Origin of the sequence: Leuconostoc lactis (assembly GCF_007954625.1) — a bacterium.
GTDB lineage: Bacteria > Bacillota > Bacilli > Lactobacillales > Lactobacillaceae > Leuconostoc > Leuconostoc lactis_A.
The window spans coordinates 200,251-219,169 of record NZ_CP042420.1 but is presented as its reverse complement, the minus strand read 5'-3'; the positions used below and the strand labels follow the sequence as shown (position 1 = coordinate 219,169).

Annotated in this window: 21 protein-coding genes and 1 tRNA gene; 9 read left to right on the top strand and 13 right to left on the bottom strand. The window is 41.8% G+C overall.

Annotation, left to right across the window (positions count from 1 at the left end; translation table 11 throughout):
* Positions 1–11: 11 nt before the first annotated feature.
* From FGL80_RS01030 to FGL80_RS01015, 4 genes are all read right to left on the bottom strand, one after another.
* On the bottom strand, positions 12–950 hold the full coding sequence (locus tag FGL80_RS01030) for a biotin--[acetyl-CoA-carboxylase] ligase (protein ID WP_147001716.1): 939 nt from the start codon (positions 948–950) through the stop codon (positions 12–14).
* Positions 951–959: 9 nt separating this feature from the next.
* Positions 960–1,262: a CHY zinc finger protein gene (locus tag FGL80_RS01025; RefSeq protein ID WP_147001715.1), complete on the bottom strand. Its 303-nt coding sequence runs from the start codon at positions 1,260–1,262 to the stop codon at positions 960–962.
* Complete coding sequence (locus FGL80_RS01020; protein WP_147001714.1) at positions 1,255–1,800, bottom strand: biotin transporter BioY; 546 nt, start codon at positions 1,798–1,800, stop codon at positions 1,255–1,257. Before FGL80_RS01020 ends, FGL80_RS01025 begins: the two co-directional genes overlap by 8 nt.
* Positions 1,801–1,904: 104 nt before the next feature.
* Positions 1,905–2,531 carry a GntR family transcriptional regulator gene (locus FGL80_RS01015; protein ID WP_010000150.1) on the bottom strand — a complete coding sequence of 209 codons (627 nt, stop codon included), beginning with the start codon at positions 2,529–2,531 and terminating at the stop codon, positions 1,905–1,907.
* 182 nt (positions 2,532–2,713) lie between these two features.
* On the opposite strand from FGL80_RS01015, the gene FGL80_RS01010 reads away from it, so the two are divergent.
* Together FGL80_RS01010 and FGL80_RS01005 are read left to right on the top strand one after the other, a co-directional pair.
* On the top strand, positions 2,714–3,910 hold the full coding sequence (locus tag FGL80_RS01010) for a quaternary amine ABC transporter ATP-binding protein (protein WP_147001713.1): 1,197 nt from the start codon (positions 2,714–2,716) through the stop codon (positions 3,908–3,910).
* Positions 3,903–5,609, top strand: a complete 1,707-nt coding sequence (locus FGL80_RS01005) for an ABC transporter permease/substrate binding protein (protein ID WP_147001712.1) — start codon at positions 3,903–3,905, stop codon at positions 5,607–5,609. Before FGL80_RS01010 ends, FGL80_RS01005 begins: the two co-directional genes overlap by 8 nt.
* A gap of 32 nt (positions 5,610–5,641) precedes the next feature.
* Here FGL80_RS01005 and FGL80_RS01000 read toward each other — a convergent pair whose 3' ends face one another.
* Genes FGL80_RS01000 through FGL80_RS00990 form a run of 3 tightly spaced genes read right to left on the bottom strand, consistent with a single transcriptional unit; the run spans position 5,642 to position 8,231 of the window.
* Positions 5,642–6,106: a substrate-binding protein gene (locus FGL80_RS01000; RefSeq protein WP_147001711.1), complete on the bottom strand. Its 465-nt coding sequence runs from the start codon at positions 6,104–6,106 to the stop codon at positions 5,642–5,644.
* A 12-nt stretch (positions 6,107–6,118) separates the two neighbouring features.
* Positions 6,119–7,345, bottom strand: coding sequence for an ABC transporter permease (locus FGL80_RS00995; RefSeq protein WP_147001710.1), 1,227 nt, complete (start codon positions 7,343–7,345; stop codon positions 6,119–6,121).
* Positions 7,338–8,231, bottom strand: a complete 894-nt coding sequence (locus FGL80_RS00990) for an ABC transporter ATP-binding protein (protein ID WP_147001709.1) — start codon at positions 8,229–8,231, stop codon at positions 7,338–7,340. The genes FGL80_RS00995 and FGL80_RS00990 overlap by 8 nt, the downstream gene beginning before the upstream one ends.
* 372 nt (positions 8,232–8,603) lie before the next feature.
* On the opposite strand from FGL80_RS00990, the gene FGL80_RS00985 reads away from it, so the two are divergent.
* Positions 8,604–8,675, top strand: a tRNA-Glu gene (locus FGL80_RS00985).
* 445 nt (positions 8,676–9,120) lie between these two features.
* Here the strand turns inward: FGL80_RS00985 and FGL80_RS09030 are convergent.
* Together FGL80_RS09030 and FGL80_RS00980 are read right to left on the bottom strand one after the other, a co-directional pair.
* Positions 9,121–9,276 (bottom strand): hypothetical protein, encoded by a 156-nt coding sequence (locus tag FGL80_RS09030; RefSeq protein WP_186737163.1) that lies wholly within the window; start codon positions 9,274–9,276, stop codon positions 9,121–9,123.
* A gap of 70 nt (positions 9,277–9,346) precedes the next feature.
* Entirely contained in the window at positions 9,347–9,937 is a 591-nt protein-coding gene (locus FGL80_RS00980) for a DUF4352 domain-containing protein (protein WP_147001708.1), read from the bottom strand.
* 338 nt (positions 9,938–10,275) lie between these two features.
* On the opposite strand from FGL80_RS00980, the gene FGL80_RS00975 reads away from it, so the two are divergent.
* A complete protein-coding gene (locus FGL80_RS00975) occupies positions 10,276–10,557 on the top strand; it encodes a DUF2087 domain-containing protein (protein WP_010004893.1) in 282 nt (93 codons plus the stop codon).
* A gap of 112 nt (positions 10,558–10,669) precedes the next feature.
* Here the strand turns inward: FGL80_RS00975 and FGL80_RS00970 are convergent, their stop codons facing one another.
* Both FGL80_RS00970 and FGL80_RS09100 read right to left on the bottom strand, forming a co-directional pair.
* Positions 10,670–11,449 (bottom strand): DNA/RNA non-specific endonuclease, encoded by a 780-nt coding sequence (locus tag FGL80_RS00970; RefSeq protein ID WP_147001707.1) that lies wholly within the window; start codon positions 11,447–11,449, stop codon positions 10,670–10,672.
* Positions 11,413–11,766, bottom strand: a complete 354-nt coding sequence (locus FGL80_RS09100; RefSeq protein WP_147001706.1) for a hypothetical protein — start codon at positions 11,764–11,766, stop codon at positions 11,413–11,415. Before FGL80_RS09100 ends, FGL80_RS00970 begins: the two co-directional genes overlap by 37 nt.
* Before the next feature lie 235 nt (positions 11,767–12,001).
* Between FGL80_RS09100 and FGL80_RS00960 the strand changes: the two genes are divergently transcribed.
* The gene (locus tag FGL80_RS00960) at positions 12,002–12,232 is read left to right on the top strand and encodes a CsbD family protein (RefSeq protein ID WP_010001439.1); all 231 of its coding nucleotides are present in this window, start codon (positions 12,002–12,004) and stop codon (positions 12,230–12,232) included.
* 45 nt (positions 12,233–12,277) lie between these two features.
* On the opposite strand, the gene FGL80_RS00955 is transcribed toward FGL80_RS00960, so the two are convergent.
* Positions 12,278–12,823 carry a GNAT family N-acetyltransferase gene (locus FGL80_RS00955; protein WP_147001705.1) on the bottom strand — a complete coding sequence of 182 codons (546 nt, stop codon included), beginning with the start codon at positions 12,821–12,823 and terminating at the stop codon, positions 12,278–12,280.
* Positions 12,824–13,089: 266 nt separating this feature from the next.
* Here FGL80_RS00955 and FGL80_RS00950 point away from each other — a divergent pair, with 266 nt between their 5' ends.
* The 4 genes from FGL80_RS00950 (at position 13,090) to FGL80_RS00935 (ending at position 16,792) form a co-directional block, all read left to right on the top strand.
* Positions 13,090–15,096, top strand: coding sequence for a hypothetical protein (locus FGL80_RS00950; RefSeq protein WP_147001704.1), 2,007 nt, complete (start codon positions 13,090–13,092; stop codon positions 15,094–15,096).
* Positions 15,093–15,716 carry an ATP-binding cassette domain-containing protein gene (locus FGL80_RS00945; RefSeq protein ID WP_147001703.1) on the top strand — a complete coding sequence of 208 codons (624 nt, stop codon included), beginning with the start codon at positions 15,093–15,095 and terminating at the stop codon, positions 15,714–15,716. The genes FGL80_RS00950 and FGL80_RS00945 overlap by 4 nt, the downstream gene beginning before the upstream one ends.
* A 99-nt stretch (positions 15,717–15,815) precedes the next feature.
* The gene (locus FGL80_RS00940) at positions 15,816–16,310 is read left to right on the top strand and encodes a GNAT family N-acetyltransferase (protein WP_186737161.1); all 495 of its coding nucleotides are present in this window, start codon (positions 15,816–15,818) and stop codon (positions 16,308–16,310) included.
* 161 nt (positions 16,311–16,471) lie between these two features.
* Positions 16,472–16,792, top strand: a complete 321-nt coding sequence (locus FGL80_RS00935) for a DMT family transporter (protein WP_010002201.1) — start codon at positions 16,472–16,474, stop codon at positions 16,790–16,792.
* 61 nt (positions 16,793–16,853) lie between these two features.
* Here the strand turns inward: FGL80_RS00935 and FGL80_RS00930 are convergent, their stop codons facing one another.
* Complete coding sequence (locus FGL80_RS00930) at positions 16,854–18,767, bottom strand: sugar MFS transporter (protein ID WP_147001702.1); 1,914 nt, start codon at positions 18,765–18,767, stop codon at positions 16,854–16,856.
* Between the last annotated feature and the right edge of the window lie 152 nt (positions 18,768–18,919).

The window sequence follows — 18,919 nt, the reverse complement described above, 5'->3', positions numbered from 1 at the left end:
ACCTGTCCTTTTTATAGTTGATCACCACTGGTTAGCGTAATAATACCAGTTGGTGTTTGTAGTTGTAGATAACCGTCATCAGTCACTTGTAACAGTTGTCCGGTAATCGTTTGATCAGGTTGGGTGATCGTTATTGTTTCGCCTAAGCCAATCAAATGACGCCGATAAGCTGGTAAATACATGCCAGATTGGTATTGTTCGTACATTTGGAAAAAGTCTTGAATAATTTGTGCGGCAACTGCGTTGCGTGACAAGGTCAATTCTGGTGTAATTGCACCCATTGGTTGCGGTTGTGTGGTATGCGGTGGGGTGAGATTCAGCCCAATGCCAACAACCAAGCCCGAAAAAGTTTGGCTTTCTAAGGTCATGATGCCCTCAGTGAGAATCCCGCCGACTTTTTGCTGATTTAAATATAAGTTATTCAGCCATTGATACTGTAGGTCAACCCCAAAGAGGGTCCGGATACTTTTCGCCACAGCAACGGCAGTACTAATCGTCAATAAATGTGGTTTGACAGTATCTTGAAAAGTCAGGGGCAAGGCAATACTCAAATAAAGCCCTGTTTGGCTAGGGGAAAAGAATGAACGACCTAAATGACCAACCCCGTGTGTTTGAATGTTTGAAATGACTACCAGCGGCGCGTTGAGCGTCTCATCTATTAAGGCCAGCTTAGCATAGCGATTGGTAGAGTCTAATGAATCAAAAACGCGAATCGCCATTGGCACGCCCAAGAGGTGCTGGATTTCGGTGCTGGTCATTTTTTCATTGGGGATATAACGGTAACCTAAACCACGCTGACTTTCAATCATAAAGCCGGCTTCAGTCAATTTATTGATGGCTTTCCAGACGGCAGCACGAGAAATGCGGAGATCAGTGGCAATGGTTTCACCAGATACCCATTCGTCGGCATGGTTGACGAAAATATGCAATAATTTTTCTACAGTTGTCATACATTTATTTTAGCAAAAATAAATCTGTTGATGTAGATGGCATTGTGGATTAAAGGCATGATGGCACTGGGGACAGGTTGTTTGTGTGAGATAGGCGTTACCTGTCATCTCTAACCCACATGAACCACAAAGAACACTTAGTGCCGTCAAAGCAACGGGGGCAAATTCATGCGTTGTCAGCGTATTGTGGCATAAATAGCAGGCGTAGTAAGTCTGGCACTGCTGGCATTTGTTGGCAATAATATCGACCTCAGTATGCCAATGTGTGCAGCGTCCAGCAGCATCAGTTGCGATACCTAAGATATTAAACATGGGTGAGTTGGGGAAAGCGGCGCCGTAACGCCAGGGTGACTACTGTAGCAATAACAGCCTTCGCACAGTCACCTGGCACATATGTGAGTTGTAATAACAAAGCCTGTGGCAGCGGCATATGGGTCACAATATGCAAGCCAATTGCACCGCTGACATCAACAAGCACCGCACCAAAAATTAAAATGACGAGTAATAAGGTCACAAAATTGGTTTTTTTCAAACGATCAAGGGTCTGCACGCTCAGCCCAATCAGTGCAGCCGCAACGGGATAAGACCAAATATAACCGGCTGTTGCACCGAAAAAGTGTGGGAAGCCGCCAGCTCCGCCAACCAAGACAGGTAACCCGATGGCGGCCATGAAGAGCCAGACAATAATCGCGAGTGCGCCGTTACGCCAACCAAGGAGTGCGCCAGCCAGCATAATGCCGAGATTTTGCACGACAATGGGTACCAAGCCAACGGGGATGGCGGGCAGGTAAGCCATGACAATCAGTAAGGCTATCATCATGACGGTGAGGGTGAGCTTTTGTATTTTCATGTGTTTTCCTTTGTAAACCTATTTAATTATTTAAGTTTACAATTAAGGTGATTGGTTGTCAAGACAATAAAAAAACGACAGGGCGACTGTCGTTTTTTTGCATGTTATTTTTGATAAAAGAAATTGTAAACTGTCTCAACGACTGCTTCGTTACCGACAAAATACAAGGTATCACCCCGTTCAATTACCGCATAAGGCCCTGGTGAGACGATAAGTTCATCATGATGTAGGATGGCAACCAACGTGGCACCTGTGCTTTGCCAGAGGTTAAGACTGCCGACTGATAAGCCAAGCTTAGGACTATCGTCATGTAACTCAAGTTCATAGGGCGTCAATGGACTATGACGATGGCGTTGGACGCGTTGTGTTTGGTCAAATAGGCGCGATAAGGTTTGTTCTAATGTGTGAATATCTTGTTTTTGTTGTGCGATCAGATCATTAATTTGGCCGTGCAAGGCTTGAATATCAAACGTTGTTTCCGACTGCTTCAAAAAGGCCTTGGCGCGTTCACGAGATAAAACTTCAACCCCACTACCATGAATTGGTTTCACAATCTGCAAATCAGCGAGCACACTGACCGCTTTTCGGGCCGTTTCTGACGAGACACCGAAGGCCACGGATAGCGTTGAACGCGCATGTAGCTTGCTACCAACGGGGTAATCGTTGTCAGCGATTTTCTGTGCAATTTGATAGGCGATTTTACGATAACGTGGTTCTCTAATTGTTCGCATATGGCTCTCCAAAAGTTACCTCATTTGACAAAAGTGACAACTTGTGACAGAATAGAAGACATCACTTTGAGAGGCAATCTAGTTTTTATAATAAGTTGTCACTTTGAAGTATAAGTTAAATCGCAAACAGAGTCAATGGGAGATGGGTAGAAACGCTCATTTGAAACGAAGTGGAGGATTTCATGACGAATAAAGTCGAGATAAAGCACCTAACCAAAATATTTGGGAAACGCCCAAAAGCGGCGTTGAAGATGGTGAAGCAAAATAAGAGTAAGAACGAGATTGTCGAAAAGACAGGGAGTACGGTTGGTGTGTATGACATCAACATGACCATTGAAGAAGGCGAAATCTTCGTGATTATGGGCCTTTCAGGTTCCGGAAAATCAACCTTGATTCGTTTGCTCAATCGATTGATTGAACCAACGGATGGACAGCTCTTTATTGATGGACAAGAAATTACGAAGTTTAATAAGAAACAAATGCTGGATATTCGACGTAAAAAGATGAGCATGGTGTTCCAAAATTTCGGGCTATTTCCCCATCGGACGTTGCTTGAAAATACGGAATACGGGCTAGAAGTGCAGGGTGTTGACAAGGCCGAACGGCGTCAACGGGCCGAAAAAGCTTTAGATAACGCGAAGTTACTGAGTTTTAAAGATCAATACCCAGCCCAACTATCTGGTGGGATGCAACAACGTGTAGGTTTAGCTCGTGCATTGACCAATGATCCTGATATTTTATTGATGGATGAAGCGTTTTCTGCCTTAGATCCACTGGTTCGTGGTGAAATGCAAGAAGAACTATTGGAGTTGCAGGCGAATGTCCGCAAGACCATTATCTTTATTACGCACGATTTGAATGAAGCCTTACACATTGGTGACCATATTGCCATTATGAAAGATGGTCAGTTGCAACAAGTCGGTACGGGTGAAGAAATTTTGACCAATCCAGCCAATGATTATGTGCGAACATTTATCGGTGGCGTTGATCGGACAAAGGTGTTGACAGCGGAAAGTATTATGATTCCAGCCTTAACGACGAACTTGACTGTCGATGGGCCAACGGTGGCGTTGCGTAAGATGTCGGATGAAGAAGTTTCTGGTCTGGTTGCCGTCAACCGTAACCGTGAGCTCCTTGGTTATTTGTCATCTGATGCAGCTGTGACTGCGCGCCGTGATAAAACACCACTGACTGAGGTGGTTTCTGAGATGCCAACGGTTTCATTAGACACGTTAATTGTGGACATTATGCCAATCATTTACGATGCCCAAACCCCTGTTGCGGTTGTTGACGACAGCAATCGGGTCAAAGGTGTCATCATTCGTGGTGGTGTTTTGGAAGCGTTAGCTGATACACAAGGAGAGGACGAACATGCTTAATATACCTAAATTACCCTTAGAAGACTGGGTGACGGCGGGCGTTAACTGGTTAACCGATCATCTATCTGGTTTATTTAATGTCATGCAACACGTCGGGCAAGCTGTCATGGATGGCTTGACCAACGGCTTGACTGCGATTCCAATGCCGCTAATGATTGCTGGTATCACGTTAATTGCCATTTTAACTACACCTAAAAAAATTGGTTTCCCAGCGTTTACCCTTTTTGGTTTAGCCATTGTGGCCAACCAAAATCTGTGGGAAGACTTGATGAGTACGTTGACATTGGTTATCATGGCTTCGGTTATTTCGTTAGTTATTGGTATTCCATTGGGGATTCTAACTGCTAAATCGCCAAAAACAGCAGCCATTGTGAAGCCAATTCTAGACTTTATGCAAACGATGCCCGGTTTCGTTTACTTAATTCCGGCAGTGGCATTCTTCGGAATTGGGGTGGTGCCAGGGGTGTTTGCCTCAATTATCTTTGCTTTGCCACCAATGGTGCGGATGACGGATCTTGGTATTCGTCAAGTCCCCGTATCATTAGTTGAAGCAGCTGATTCTTTTGGGTCAACAACTTGGCAAAAGTTAATCAAGTTAGAATTGCCGAGTGCGCGTAACACGATCTTAGCTGGTGCGAACCAAACGATTATGTTGGCCTTGTCAATGGTTGTGACGGCCTCAATGATCGGGGCACCTGGCTTAGGACGTGGTGTCTTGTCAGCTGTGCAACACGCTGACATTGGTTTAGGTTTCGTCAATGGTCTTGGGTTAGTGATTCTGGCGATTATTATTGATCGCTTTACCCAAAAGTTAACAACACAACCAGGTCAAAAGGCTGAAACCAAACCTTGGAAGCGCTGGACGATTCTAGCCACAGTGCTTGTTATGATTGCTGGCGGTGCCATTAATGTGATGACAACCCAGAAGGCGACAGGCCAACGCGTGAACCTTGGTTATGTGGAATGGGATTCGGAAGTGGCGTCAACTAACGTGTTAGCTGAATCTTTGCGTCAACACGGTTATAATGTGACCATGACACCGCTTGATAGTGCTGTTTTGTGGCAATCTGTCGCGAAGGGGCAAATTGACGCTTCTGTCAGTGCTTGGTTGCCATATACGAATAAAGTGTTGTATAACAAATTTAAAAATGATGTCGACATGCTGGGCCCTAACTTACGCGGTGCCAAAACGGGATTAGTCGTGCCGGATTATATGGCGGCTAATTCAATTGCTGATTTATCTAATCAGGCGGATAAAACCATTACCGGGATTGAGCCTGGGGCTGGTGAAATGGCTAGTGCGCAAAAAACATTGGACAGTTATGATAATTTGAAGGGGTGGCAGTTGCAAGGTTCATCATCTGGTGCGATGGCCATTGCACTTGATAAGGCCTACAAAGCTAAAAAAGATATTGTTGTGACAGGTTGGTCACCACATTGGATGTTTAGTAAGTACCATTTGAAGTATTTGGCTGATCCAAAGGAAACAATGGGTAAGGGTGAAAATATTCAAACCTTTACCCGCAAAGGTTTGAAACAAGATAACCCAAAACTTGAAAAGGTCTTGGATAACTTCCACTGGACGAAAGATGACATGGAAAGTGTCATGTTAGCCATTCAGAATGGTAAATCACCGAAGGATGCGGCTGCTGACTGGCTCAAGTCACACAAAAAACTCGCTGACAGCTGGTATGACTAGTCAAAAAAGCCTACGACAATTGTCGTAGGCTTTTATTGTGTCAGTTGCTGGTCTTGGGCAATGATCCATGCATTGAGGTCGAGATCATCAATACGGGTGGGATGTTGCTTCAAAAATTGCCGGTAGAGTGTGGCAATACGCTTGCTAAAAATGAGTGTATTGGGTGGTGTCAGCGAATCATCGAGTAGTTGATAAGAGCGAATCGCATAACTGATAAATGCCAGTGTTTGGGCTAATTCGTTATCAGATAACCCATGTGCTTCTGAGAGATAGTGTCGGCGTGCGGCATAGCCTAATGCTTGTTGAAAGCGATTTAAATTATCCGGCTCGATTTGACCCTCTGGTCCGATGGCAATCATGGTTGCTTTGAAGCTAGCAATCGCTTCTGGCGTCGCTTTGTTGGTGAGTTCAAAACGTTGAAAGGGTATCCCATCCGCTGTGGTGCGGGTTTCAAAGGTATACCATTTTTTATTGGTGAGAAAGAAAGGTGTTGTCATAAGAACCTCAGTTTAATCGCGGTGTTTGATATTTCGGATGAGTTGCGCCATAATCTTGTCATCACTATATGACAAGACGTTTTTCGCGTAAATACCACGGCCAAACCAAGCTAGAAGGACTAGCGCAATGGCCGACAAAGCCAGGGCCACAATGGCAGCTGGCCAGGATTCGACCTTGGTAACCAGGCGGACAGGCATCATACTTTGTGAAATAAATGGGACGTAACTTAAAATTTTAATCACGATATTGTTTGGCATGTTAGTCATAAAGTAACTAAAGAAATAACCAATCATGGCCAGCACCGTCACGGGACCAACAGCTTGTTGAACTTGTGAATTATCATTAACGAGGGAGGCAATGATTGCAGTCAGTACGAGATACAAGGCCACGGCTACTAAAATAAAGCAAACAGCATAAACAGTAAATCCTACAGTGATACCGGAGAAGTTATGCGCAATCTCAGCAACTGCTGCATTATTTTTAAAGATAATATAGGCAGTGATACCGGCAACCAAGTAAAGGAGCATATGTGTGAGCGTTAGCGCAAAAATACCAATGATTTTACCGAAATATTGAATGTTTGATGATGTCGCAGCCAACAAGGTTTCCATAATACGTGACGACTTTTCGTTGGCGATTTCTGTGCCAATCATTGAGGTATACCACATCACGACGACCATTGTGATCACGCCAATGGCAACAGCGATGCCGTAGTTGGCCATTGATGAATTATCACCATTTGTGGTACGGTTGTCAGCTTGCTTGACGACAGACTTTAACTGATAAGGCTGTATCAATGCTTGGGTCTGTTCTGGTGTGAGACCGTACTGGGCGGCTTTTTGTGTGCGGGCCAGATTACCTAAGACACTGCTGATTGCCTCTTGATTGATTTTGTTACTTTTAGGCTGTGTCGTGAGTGTGGCACCATTAGCATTAAAAGTGAGAACACCGTCAAGGGTTTGCTTGTCGAGTGATTTGTTTGCTTCTGCTTGTGTTGTTATACGTGATACTTTCAGATCGAGGTTTTTTTCGCTTTTAATCATGACTTGGCGTACAGCAGGGTTGCCGACGACTGCCACATTTGGGGTGGTGTTGCCTTGCATTTTTGTAATGCCAAAGACAACCGCAGCAATAATACCAGCAAAAATGATTGGCGAGAGGACTAAGAGCCAATAACCGCGAGATTTGAAATGATTACGGTACGTCTGTTTAATGACGATCATGAGTCCATTAGGCATTGTGAGCGACCTCCTGTCGGAAAATATCATCTAGTGTTGGGGGTTGTTGAGAGAAGGCCGGAATGTAGCCGTTTCGGGTAACATAGTTGAAAATATCATGACCCACAGCTTCATCTGTGACAACGAGGTCAAAGCCTGCGCCGCGTGGGGTGACACTAACAACCCCTGATAACTGGGCCAACTCGGCTTGTGTGAAGGACCCTTCAACGTAGATTTTTGTCCGACCAAACTGTTCACGAATTTCTTGCACGCCGCCTTGTAGAATAACTTCACCTTTTTTAAGCATGGTGAGTTGGTCTGAAATTTTTGTGACGTTGTCCATATCATGGCTTGAAAAAATAATCATGGCACCTTGATCGCGCATCCGGATGATTTCGTTCATCATAATGCTGGTGTTGACAGGATCAAGACCAGAAAAGGGCTCATCTAAAATGATAAATTCAGGATTAAAAATGAGCGAGGCAATCATTTGAACTTTTTGTGCATTACCTTTTGACAAGGACTGCACTTTGTCCGTTGCTTTTCCCACAACATCAAGTCTTTTGAGCCAATCACTTAGTGCTGTTCGGGCATCTGCCCGTCGCATGCCGTGTAGTTCAGCGAAATATAATATTTGCTCTTCAATCGTTAACTTTTGATACAAGCCACGCTCTTCAGGGAGAAAGCCAATACGTTGCTTATCTTGTTGCGTGATGGGACGATTATCCCAAGTGATCGTGCCGGAAGTCGGCGTAATGAAGTTAAGAATCATACGGAAAGTCGTCGTTTTACCGGCACCGTTTTGTCCGATTAAACCCATTACTTGACCTGGCTCAAGTGTCATGTTTAATTGGTTAACGGCTAATTTGCTGTTGAACTTTTTAGTGAGTTGGGTCAGTTGGATCATACTGTGCTCCTTATATTAACTGCGTATGTGACGATCTGAAGTGGCATTTGATAGGCGAAATGTGCAAGTATGGTTTAACGTTCGTCATATAAAATGATACGAATTTTTTACTTGTTTCTTCGATGTCATTTGACGTATTTTCTAATTGTCTATCAGGATTCAGTAACGTATTATACAATTGGTACTTTGAGTGTAGCGAACTTAACATTAAATGTAAAGGCAAGGGCCAAATGAGGATTGATGATTCGGACGCTTGCCAAGGTAAGCGTTGCGTCATATTGGTCATCAGTGCCAAGCTTAATCGCACGAGTCAGAATTTTTGATTGATTGTTGACGGGGCAGCATTTTTTCGGTATACTTATATTTTGTTATGGCGCTATGGTCAAGTGGTTAAGACGTCGGCTTCTCAGGCCGAAATCGAGGGTTCGATCCCCTCTAGCGCTACTAAGTATTTCGAGGTGTTGCATTAAGTTTCAAAGAAACTTACTGTAACACCTTTTTTATGGCAAAAAATATCCTGTCGAACAGTTACTTTTTATCTCGATATTTGTTTAAACAAAACAAATATATGAGCACGATTGAATAGATGAACAGCCATTTGTAATAAAAATCACCCTGTGTGATGAACCAGTTCAAGATAAAGCCGATTAGCAATACGCTTAAAATAAATACGGTATATTGTGTCGAACGTAATTGATTGACGAACTTGACGACACCATAATTTGTTTCTTTTTGTTTTTCAAAAATAAAATTGAATAAATTGAAAATTAAGAACCAAAAAATGAGCGTCATGATGAATTTGACTGTTAAATATAGCATGATATACCTTTCTAAAAATCACGTCTTATGATCGATTAGGTGATTTTTGTTGTTGCCTGAGTGAACCGCGTTAGCTAAATAGTCGGTATGCTAAAATAATCAGTCCGATAATGAGCAATGCATAACCAATATATTTTTGGTAGAGTTGGCGTGGGTTTGGTTTTTTTGATGCGCCAATCAGTAGGGCGCCAAATAATAGAAAAATAACTTGTACTGCTGTCGTCATAATCATCTCCTGTGTGCGATCATAATGTGGTGGTTAGCCTATATATGTACGCCCAAAAGGGCATAAAGGATTAGTCGAGGTCAAAGGTAATTTTCTCATCCTTTGAGAATAGTGATCCTGTGTAAATTAACTTGAGCTTATCTGTTTGGACAGCTTGACCGACGAGTGTGCCAGTAACGGAAGCCCCCTTGGCCAGGTCACCGTACTTCAAATCATCACCGACGACTTTGTGACCGTTATCGTCTAGCACAATTTCTGTTAGGTCAGTTTGGTTGCCATTATCGTCTAATTTGAAATCTAATGGATTGTAGCTGACTTTGTTGCGATCAACATTGGTAATGGTGACATTCACCATCACAAACATCTTGCCAGAATCTGGTGTTGAAATTGAACTACCGTTATAATAGTCCACTTTATTGAGTTTTAACGTAACGCCATCTGCCTTGACAGTATCACCAACTTTGAAGGTTTTGTGGTTGACCTTAGCTGAAGAAGTTGTTTTATGTTCAGAGGAAACCTTTTTTGCGCTGTCGTCTGCTCGACCAATTGCCGCAATCACAAGCACGACAATGATCGCTAGTGTCCAAAACCAACCGCGCTTATAAAATGGCTTCTTTTGAATGTCTGTGTTGCTATTCTCATCAACAATCTTTTTCGCCATGAAAAAATCTCTCCTTAGCCTTTTAGTGTGGTTGCTCAGCACATGTGATGTTAGGGATTAAAGGCTAGTTAACATGTTTGGTAAATGTTTAACGTTTAGCATTTCAAGACGCAGTAACGCACTGGATTGCGTCGGTGTTAGATAAACTTAAATAGGAAAATGATATTTTATATTGCAATTTTATTATTAAACCAGTATTGTGTCAACGCAATTTGACACATGCACGCATTAATCAAGTCGCTAATCAGGGCTTGTCGATTTTACTAGAATTAAAATTTAATGAGGTTTATAATAGAGACAACTTAATATTAGAATTGCAGAAAAACGGGAGGGAACAAATGACACAGGGGATTACAGCCTATTTAAATGACGATGGGGTCTTGATACAATGGCCAGCGAAATACCATAAAAAGCGTGACGTGATTGCTTATTTAGCCAGTAAGTTTGACAGTGATAAAACGTACGATGAACAGGACGTTAATTTAGTATTGCGGCGTTGGTCCGATTATGCGGACTATCCATTGCTAAGACGCGCATTAGTAGATTTTGGTTTGCTAACAAGAGATGCTTATGGGCGAACGTACCAATTGTCATCCGAAGTAAATAGTTTAGAAAACTAGTAACCGTGCTTGAGTAGTTTTAAAGACGTGTTGTGATCAGCACCGTTCGCAGATGATGACTCAAAATAAAAAAGCGCTTATGCGCTTTTTTATTTTGTCGTTGTATGGTAATTTATTGAACTTGCCAATGATAACCTGCTGGCAATGCACCACCAGGTGCAACACGTGTTGAGTGGCCTTTACGGGTTTGCCAAGTATAGCCATCTTGAATAGCCCATTTGTATGCCCCAGTATTATTAATGTTACCAGTGGCTGGTGCGGGGGCGACAGCAGTTTGGGCCGTCGCTGCCTGAGATTGCGCTGCTGCTTGTTGCGCAGCGGCCTCACTAGCGGCGCGCGCAGCACTTTCTGCAGCAGCGCTTTCCGCAGCAGCTTGAGCGGCTGCTGCTGCGTTGGCCTTAGCTTCGGCTTCAGCTTTGGCCTGGTCAGCTGCTTCTTGTTCAGCTTTTAGTGTTTTTGCTTTATTGAGTGTGTTGCGTGCGGTACCATTACTGTAATCAATAATGGCATTTGGACTATCATTATTGAGGTAGACGACAGTCGCATCATCATTTCCATTTTCTTCACGATATGAGTGGAGATTAATTTTGACTTTTTCACCACGCGGATTGTAGCCAACATAAGCCAAGCGTACTTGTCGTGGTAGTAACTCATCGTTGCGATACAATGGTGTCACTTGATAATCGAGGCGGTAGCCTTTGTGTGTCTTTAACCACTTGGCCAGATGATTTTCATAATAAAGCATGGATTGCTTATTAGCAGCGTTCATGCTTTTAAGGGCACCGGCATTTAAATAAGCGGTTTCAGGCACCAAATTTTTAGGTTCGTCATTGAGGCCGCTGAATTGATAACCGACTAAATGGCCACGATTGAATAACCACTCTTTACTGATTTTACCGTTACTTTTTCATATTTGAAACGATAGTTGTGCCAACCAACAGGATTGTATGTCAAACGTGCTGCGCGTTTAGCAGTTGGCTTATCAGTATTAGTCAACTGAATATGTGCATCCGTTGCCCGTTGTTTGTCATCATGATCACCTAAGATAAGTTGTTTAGATTGACTGAAGGCCAACGGCCGTTGTTCTGCACCCGTCAGTGTTGCATCGCGATAGGTTTGGTCAGCGGCAACTGGGGCAATTCCCATTAAGCCAACGACACTAGAAAAAACAGCCAAAATGACTGTGCGTTTTATGTGTTGAAACATCATATTCTCCTAAATTCTCCCGAAAAATAACAATCTGTTGAATGGTCCTTTTTTAAGGAACATTTATAAGAATTATTATAAGATATTTGCTGAAAATTGTATATCTATTTTAGTTTGAGCATGATTAAAGACAACATAACCGTTTGATCATAGCGATTAGGCCCGCAATTTTTATAAATGGCAAATTTATGATAAAATAGAGGGGTACCATCAAATAAAACTCAAGGAGAACATGTTCATGTCAGTTGAAGAAAAGTTTGATAGCGCCAAGGACCAAGTTGTTGGTAAGGTGAAAGAAGTAGAAGGTAAGCTTACCGGAGATAAGGTACGTGAAGCAGAGGGTAAAGCCCAAGGCGTACTTGGCAAGGTGAAAGATGCCGTGTCAGATGTTAAAGAAGACGTTAAGGATGCTGTTAAAGAAGCAGCCGATGACTACAAAGCCGATAGCGAAAAAGAAATTGATCAATAAATTTAAAAAAGCCCAACAGGCAGTTTAGCCTGTTGGGCTTTTTGTTTAAGCACGAGACGTTAATTGTGAAAAAGGTATAAACGGTGCGGGCGTATCGGTTGGTGTTGCTAAGGATTTTTGTAACCAGGCAACATCAAGCCATTTACCATGTTTAAAACCAACTTGTGTTAGTTGGCCCACTTGGTGATACCCAAAATGTTCATGAAAAGCAATACTACGTGTATTTTCAGCAGTAATGACAGCGATAGTTTGGATAATATTTTGCTGCTTCAGGTGTTGTTCCAGTGCCTGATAAAGCTGCTTGCCAACCCCACGACCTTTTGCTTCGGCACTCACATAGACGCTCAGTTCAGCTGTCCATTGATAAGCTTCGCGTTCGTTTAAGGGGTGCGCATAGGCATAACCTAAAATCTTGTTATTATCTTCAGCAACAAGATAGGGGTGAGTCTGTAGTGTTGTCGTGATGCGCTGTTCAAAGGTTTGCAGGCTGGGGATATCATACTCAAAAGTAAAGGTACTATCCAATACGTAAGGGGCATAAATATCAAGTAACTGTTGGGCATCATTTTTGGTGGCAATTCGAATGATCATCACATACACTCCGTTTGATTAATGTTCACAGTATAGCATACGGCGCGAAGAGAAACAGCCAGTGGTGATAAAAATACATAACATTTATTTATTACAATGTCAATAAATAATTTCAAGGATTAAATTGAAGATATTATTGACAAAAAACGACACGGTATTGTTTATCATGTTGATAACGGTTGTTAACAAACACCGTTAGATAGAAGAGGTGTTACTTTAATGAATAAGTTTAAAAAGGTTGTGCTAGTTGATGTGGTTAAGCGCGGATGAAACGTTTACGTCAATTAAGAAATAGTGTTTATATTATCTTTATTTTCCTCGTTAGTGTGATATCTGTGACGGCCGCCATGTTGTATGCGAAAGACGCAGCCTATTTTGGCACACCGACAAATATTTCAATTGTGAATAATAGTAGTGATTTACGCACTGCCACGTTGAATCAAGCGATTGCCGCGTATGCAGATACCCATGATTTAGTGATTATTAAACGTGTATATCCGAAAATTGATGGCAAAATCATCCCGAAAAGTTATATACTTGGGCATCAAAAACAACACATGATTGGGATACCAGTCGGTAGTATTGAAACTCGAAAAAATATTGCAGATCGCGATGTGTTGTCTGATTACGGTGTGTTTGGAAAAGGTAACCATCAAGCATTTTTGGCATTTTTGTCTAAAAACAATATTCAATTTATGGTGTATAATCCAACAGCTTTGTCAGCAGTGGTAGCAGATCTCACAGGACAATTGGCTGTTTCACGACTAGATGTCTTGTTAGTGATGATACTCTTAGTCATTGTGATACTGAATAGTTTCATTATTTTTAAACAACGACGGCAATTTGTGATACAACAACTTTTAAAGGGACAAACCAAAGGGATTACCGTATTGACGATTTGGTGGTCTAACATAAAAGTCTATGTTTATACTTATCTCGTTGGGTTGCCTATTGTTGTTGGTGTTTTATGGTTGTTGTTACCGGAGATGCTTACTTATGAATTAATCATCGTTAACGTGATATTGTTACTATTTTTTGGTGCTGTTGCTGTTAGTACGCTTATCTTAACGATTTTGTTCAATCGTGGGCAACTCGTAGCGGTTCTGAAAGGACGTGGGAAGCAAATCTTGATCCCAATCGTATCTTGTATCATTTTGGCACTCACATTTATGAATTTTGTGACAACATTAGATTTGGCGCAAAAAGAGAATCGACAAATTAATTTAATGCGACAAGGGCAACAAAAGTGGGAGCAAATAGCTCATTTTTCAGTTTTAACCATGCACACAATGTCCAAACAAGATGATGTGCAGATAAAAACGAGTCACTTATTGCTGAATCAGATAGATGAATCACAACTGTTAATGAGCATGTTTGCACCATTCCAAGGACCAAAAATAACCTTGGGACGCGACCAACCTTACGCACGTGATATTTATGTAAATCCCACTTATTTTAAGTATCAACAGGTACGATCAGTTACCGGAAGACAGTTAACAGCAGATGATTTTCATGCACCCGTAACGTTATTGACGACAGAAAATTTATCGACAACACAAATACAGCAAAATTATGCAATACCGAATGGCATTGACGCCGAAAATATCGTGATCAAGAAAATGCAACCGACGTCAACCTATGTTTTTCTTAATGCGACGCAGGAGCAGTCATTTGCCTACCAAAAACCAAAACATATACTGGTGATAAATTTTCATGCTGTACAGCGTGATGCATTAGCGCATTTAGATAACAGTGAGACAGTTGCGAGAGAAAAACCAAGTCAACTGATTGTGCAGAATTTGTTGTCATGGTTGTCACAACGCAACGTGATGGTTAACTTGGCTTCTGAGGAAAATAAGAACCAAGTTATGACGGTTTTAGGGCCGAATATTCAAGACGTTAGTAGTACGAACAAACTGCGGGCAACCTTGAAACAAACCTACTTACTGCGTAAAAATGTCTTATTGGGTAGTTTGATACTGGCAATTTTAGTAGTGCTATTGTGTGGTTTGTTTACGATTTGCATCATATTTATGGCGTATCGTCGTTCATTATTTGTGAAACAAGTTTATGGCATATCATTTATTAATCGGTATCGTCACATTTATCTCATGCTATCGTGTGCGTTGTTACCAGGCATCCTGTACGCAACTTCAAAGCCTAGCGTCTTGATAACCGTTGTTTTTGTCATGAGTTGTCTGTTATTGTTTTTCACGTACCGCATTATGGTGAATGAAAGGCAAAGTTATTTAATACTTAAGGGAGAGTTATGACGCTAGTTTTGAAAAATGTGAGTAAGCGGTTTGGCAAACATCAAATTATTGATAATTTATCAGTTGTGTTTCAACCTGGTATGAAATATATTTTACGCGGGCGCTCTGGAGCGGGGAAATCAACAATTTTGAATATGATTGCACGTTTTGATGACGATTATCATGGCATCATAACGTATGATGATGGTAATCTGAAAACAATCAAAAAAAGTCAGTATTATCGAGACTATTTGGGCTACCTATTTCAAAATTATGCGTTGTTAGAAGATCAAACAGTTTTTGATAATTTGGCGCTTGTTTTTCGACATCGTATTCAAAAGCAAGATACGCAAGAGATGAGACAGGCATTAGAAGCTGTGGACTTATCTAAAAACTATTTGAAAAAGCATATCTATGAATTATCTGGTGGTGAGCAACAACGTGTTGCAATAGCCCGCTTAATACTAAAGAAACCACGCATTATTTTGATTGATGAGCCAACAGCTGCATTAGATTACGATACTGCGACAGCAATTTTATATCAGGTACTTGATCGTTTGATTAATGACCAGACCATCATGATTGTTGCCACCCATGATCCTTTAGTTATCCAGTGGGGGGATGTGATGATTGATGTTTAACATGTGTCACATACTGTTCTTAATCCATGATAGGGCATACAAAAAGTATCTAGTTTGCTATAATAATCGTAATTGAAAGGGCGAATAGGTTGTTCACATATGCAGTTTAGAAATGCGACACACGAAGATATTGAGATGATTTTGACAATTGAAAATCAAGGCTTTAACCAAGATGAGGCGGGAACGAGAGACCAATATCTTGATAGAATTGCTAATTTCCCAGAAACATTTATTGTGGCTGAAGATGAACAGGCAGATGTTCTCGGTTTTATTTGTGGACCAGCAGTCAATCAACGTTTTGTTGAAGACTGGATGTATGAAGAAAATCCGAAAAATATTGCCCAAGGAGGCTATCAGACCGTACTAACGGTCGCAGTTCACCAAGCTGCCCGTGGTCTTGGTTTAGGAAGTCAATTATTGTCACAATTAACAACGCGGGCGCAAGCAGCTGGGCGTGAAACCATCGCTTTAACGTGTTTGGCTGATCGTATTCCTTTCTATGAAAAAAACGGCTTTACTAATCTCGGCCCATCACAATCTACTCATGCCGGTGAGCAATGGTACAATATGGAAAAGATATTGCATCATGCCTGAATTTTTAACGTTTGGACTAGTACCAGACGTTTTTGCTATGTGGCGGAAATATTGTCTCGGTTAGATAACCATGGTAGACTGACAGTTAGGATATAACGTTGGCTAAGTCAGTTATAAATTGTCGACTAATCCAAGTGCAGCATGATTGAGGAGATAAAAATATGTCATGGGTATATCTATTGTTAGCCGGCTTATCAGAAATTTTGTGGGCGACGACGATGAAATTAAGTCAAGGCTTCACGAAAGTTGGCTGGGTAATTGTGACAATTATTGGGCTTATTGCCAGCATGGCGTTTTTAATCCAAGCCGTGAAACAACTGCCCTTTAGTTTAGCCTATCCAATTTGGACAGGAATTGGTGCCGTGGGGTCTGTTGTGATGGGGGTTGTGCTGTTTCGGGATCAATTCCCGCCAGTGACCTGGTTTTTTATTGGGCTACTCATTGTTGCCATTATTGGGATAAAAATAACGGCTGGTGAATAAAATATAAAAACGCGTAGTTGGTACAGTTTGTCACTGTATCAACTACGCGTTTTTGATTGCGTTAATCATTAAATTCTAATAAGATATCGTTTTTGGAAACTTGTGACCCAAAGGCCTTTTTAAAGGTTAATTGTGGTAAGGCGTTGGCATTAGTGATCGTTACCATCACCGTGTCATCAAGCTGTGCATCCTGAATCGCTTTGTCCCAGAATTCGATGAGTAAGTCACCCCTCTTCACGCGCTGGCCTTTATCAAAGTAAGTAATGAATCCGGTACCTTGCATGGATACGGTGTTAACACCAATATGGATTAACGTCACAACACCTGAATCAGATTCAATACCGACCGCATGACGCGTTGAGAAGGTTGAACGAATCACGCCATCAAATGGCGCATAAACGCGGCCATCGGTTGGCTTAATGGCAAATCCTTCACCAAGCGCACCCGAAGCAAAGGCAGGATCCGAGACGGTTGCCAAAGGTTCTAACGTACCAGCAATTGGCGCATAGTATTGTGTATGTGTTTGATTCAAATCAGTGAGATCTGACTGACTATTTTCAAACTTTTGGCCCCAAGTCTTTTCAAGTTGATCAACAATTTCGGCATGTTTGTCTTCCGTTAACGTGACACGGCGATAAAAGACGAATGCACCAATTGAAACAATGATAAATGGTAGGCCAAACATAATGATTTTAAACGTGAGTTGGCCAGAAGGGGTGATAGAGCTGGCAGTTGCACCAGTCGTCATACCGGCAGCCACCGCAGTCAAACCAACCGCACCGTTTGAAATCGCACCGGCTAATTTATCTAATAAAGGTCGAACTGAAAGCGTCAAAGATTCATCTCGATGGTTGAGTTTCAATTGACCATATTCAACAGAATCAGAAATGAGCATCAAGATAACCAAGAAAACGAGGGGTTGTGGCAAAGCAAACAATTCCGCCGCAATCAATACAAGGGTTAGTGAGCCGCCAGCAAAGGAAAATAGGATGATGCCGGAAAGCATGATGGCGATACACCAGAAGAATAGCTTACGGCGATTCAGTTTATCAGACAGGGTTGGGAATAGGGCAACAGCCACCAAGCCAGTTAAAATATTTAAGCCGGCTAAGATTGAGAAGGCACTAGAGTTACCGAGGATAAACGTGAAATAGTAGAGTTCTAACGAATTGACAAGGGTAACACCCGTTGTATAGAGTCCATATGCTAAAGCAATCCACATCAACTGATCATTGTGCGTCAAAATATGAAAGACCTGCTTGAATGTGGTACGTTCTTTATTTTGACGTAAGGTTGAATCGATTTCTTTGGTACCCAGACCAACAACAATTGAACTGATCCAAGCAACAGTTGCAACAATCACAGCAAACCAGAACCAACCTCTTGAGTCACCAGTACCGCCATTGCTTTTCATCGAAAAGAACAGTACCAGTGGCATCACCACAACGCCGACCAAGTTACCGCCGATAGTTGAGCCGATACGGGCAAGTGTTGCCGTTTTTTCACGTTCACGTGAATTCAAGGTCAATGCGGGAATCATTGACCAGAAGCCGATATCCTTAAATGAGTAGAAGATATCCATTGTGATATACACGAAGCCAAAGAGCAAGAGGTACAAAACCGGATTGCTCTTATTGATACCGCCCATATTTGTAAACAAAATGATGAGGGCAATGGAACCGATGGTACCACCGACGACGACCCAGGGTTTAAACTTTCCCCAACGCGTCACAGTATTATCAATCGCATTACCAATAAATGGATCAATAATTAATTCCACGAAACGCAGGACGAAAATAATCAGGGTGATATAACTAATCATCCGGTCATTTTCAGCGGAATTACCGGTGTTAAACAAATGTGTCGTGACGAACATGATGAAGTACGTCGATAATGTCGCAAAGAAGACATCGTTACCAAATGCACCAAAGGCATAAGATAGACGTGATGACATAGTATGTTTGTTAGAAGGCATAGCTCGTTCTCCTTTTTAATATCAGCTAACACAAACATTGTAAGCGCTTTCAAATCAAAAGACAAGACTTTTACTAAAATTTTAGTAAAATATAGTAGTAATAATTTTTTGTAGTAGAATAGATGATAACGATATTTTCGTGCAGCGATGCA

Excerpts from the sequence above, each read along its gene's own strand:
- FGL80_RS01030 (WP_147001716.1), bottom strand. The coding sequence starts at position 950 with ATGACAACTGTAGAAAAATTATTGCATATTTTCGTCAACCATGCCGAC.
- FGL80_RS01025 (WP_147001715.1), bottom strand. The coding sequence starts at position 1,262 with ATGTTTAATATCTTAGGTATCGCAACTGATGCTGCTGGACGCTGCACA.
- FGL80_RS01020 (WP_147001714.1), bottom strand. The coding sequence starts at position 1,800 with ATGAAAATACAAAAGCTCACCCTCACCGTCATGATGATAGCCTTACTG.
- FGL80_RS01015 (WP_010000150.1), bottom strand. The coding sequence starts at position 2,531 with ATGCGAACAATTAGAGAACCACGTTATCGTAAAATCGCCTATCAAATT.
- FGL80_RS01010 (WP_147001713.1), top strand. The coding sequence starts at position 2,714 with ATGACGAATAAAGTCGAGATAAAGCACCTAACCAAAATATTTGGGAAA.
- FGL80_RS01005 (WP_147001712.1), top strand. The coding sequence starts at position 3,903 with ATGCTTAATATACCTAAATTACCCTTAGAAGACTGGGTGACGGCGGGC.
- FGL80_RS01000 (WP_147001711.1), bottom strand. The coding sequence starts at position 6,106 with ATGACAACACCTTTCTTTCTCACCAATAAAAAATGGTATACCTTTGAA.
- FGL80_RS00995 (WP_147001710.1), bottom strand. The coding sequence starts at position 7,345 with ATGCCTAATGGACTCATGATCGTCATTAAACAGACGTACCGTAATCAT.
- FGL80_RS00990 (WP_147001709.1), bottom strand. The coding sequence starts at position 8,231 with ATGATCCAACTGACCCAACTCACTAAAAAGTTCAACAGCAAATTAGCC.
- FGL80_RS09030 (WP_186737163.1), bottom strand. The coding sequence starts at position 9,276 with ATGACGACAGCAGTACAAGTTATTTTTCTATTATTTGGCGCCCTACTG.
- FGL80_RS00980 (WP_147001708.1), bottom strand. The coding sequence starts at position 9,937 with ATGGCGAAAAAGATTGTTGATGAGAATAGCAACACAGACATTCAAAAG.
- FGL80_RS00975 (WP_010004893.1), top strand. The coding sequence starts at position 10,276 with ATGACACAGGGGATTACAGCCTATTTAAATGACGATGGGGTCTTGATA.
- FGL80_RS09100 (WP_147001706.1), bottom strand. The coding sequence starts at position 11,766 with ATGATGTTTCAACACATAAAACGCACAGTCATTTTGGCTGTTTTTTCT.
- FGL80_RS00960 (WP_010001439.1), top strand. The coding sequence starts at position 12,002 with ATGTCAGTTGAAGAAAAGTTTGATAGCGCCAAGGACCAAGTTGTTGGT.
- FGL80_RS00955 (WP_147001705.1), bottom strand. The coding sequence starts at position 12,823 with ATGATCATTCGAATTGCCACCAAAAATGATGCCCAACAGTTACTTGAT.
- FGL80_RS00950 (WP_147001704.1), top strand. The coding sequence starts at position 13,090 with ATGAAACGTTTACGTCAATTAAGAAATAGTGTTTATATTATCTTTATT.
- FGL80_RS00945 (WP_147001703.1), top strand. The coding sequence starts at position 15,093 with ATGACGCTAGTTTTGAAAAATGTGAGTAAGCGGTTTGGCAAACATCAA.
- FGL80_RS00940 (WP_186737161.1), top strand. The coding sequence starts at position 15,816 with ATGCAGTTTAGAAATGCGACACACGAAGATATTGAGATGATTTTGACA.
- FGL80_RS00935 (WP_010002201.1), top strand. The coding sequence starts at position 16,472 with ATGTCATGGGTATATCTATTGTTAGCCGGCTTATCAGAAATTTTGTGG.
- FGL80_RS00930 (WP_147001702.1), bottom strand. The coding sequence starts at position 18,767 with ATGCCTTCTAACAAACATACTATGTCATCACGTCTATCTTATGCCTTT.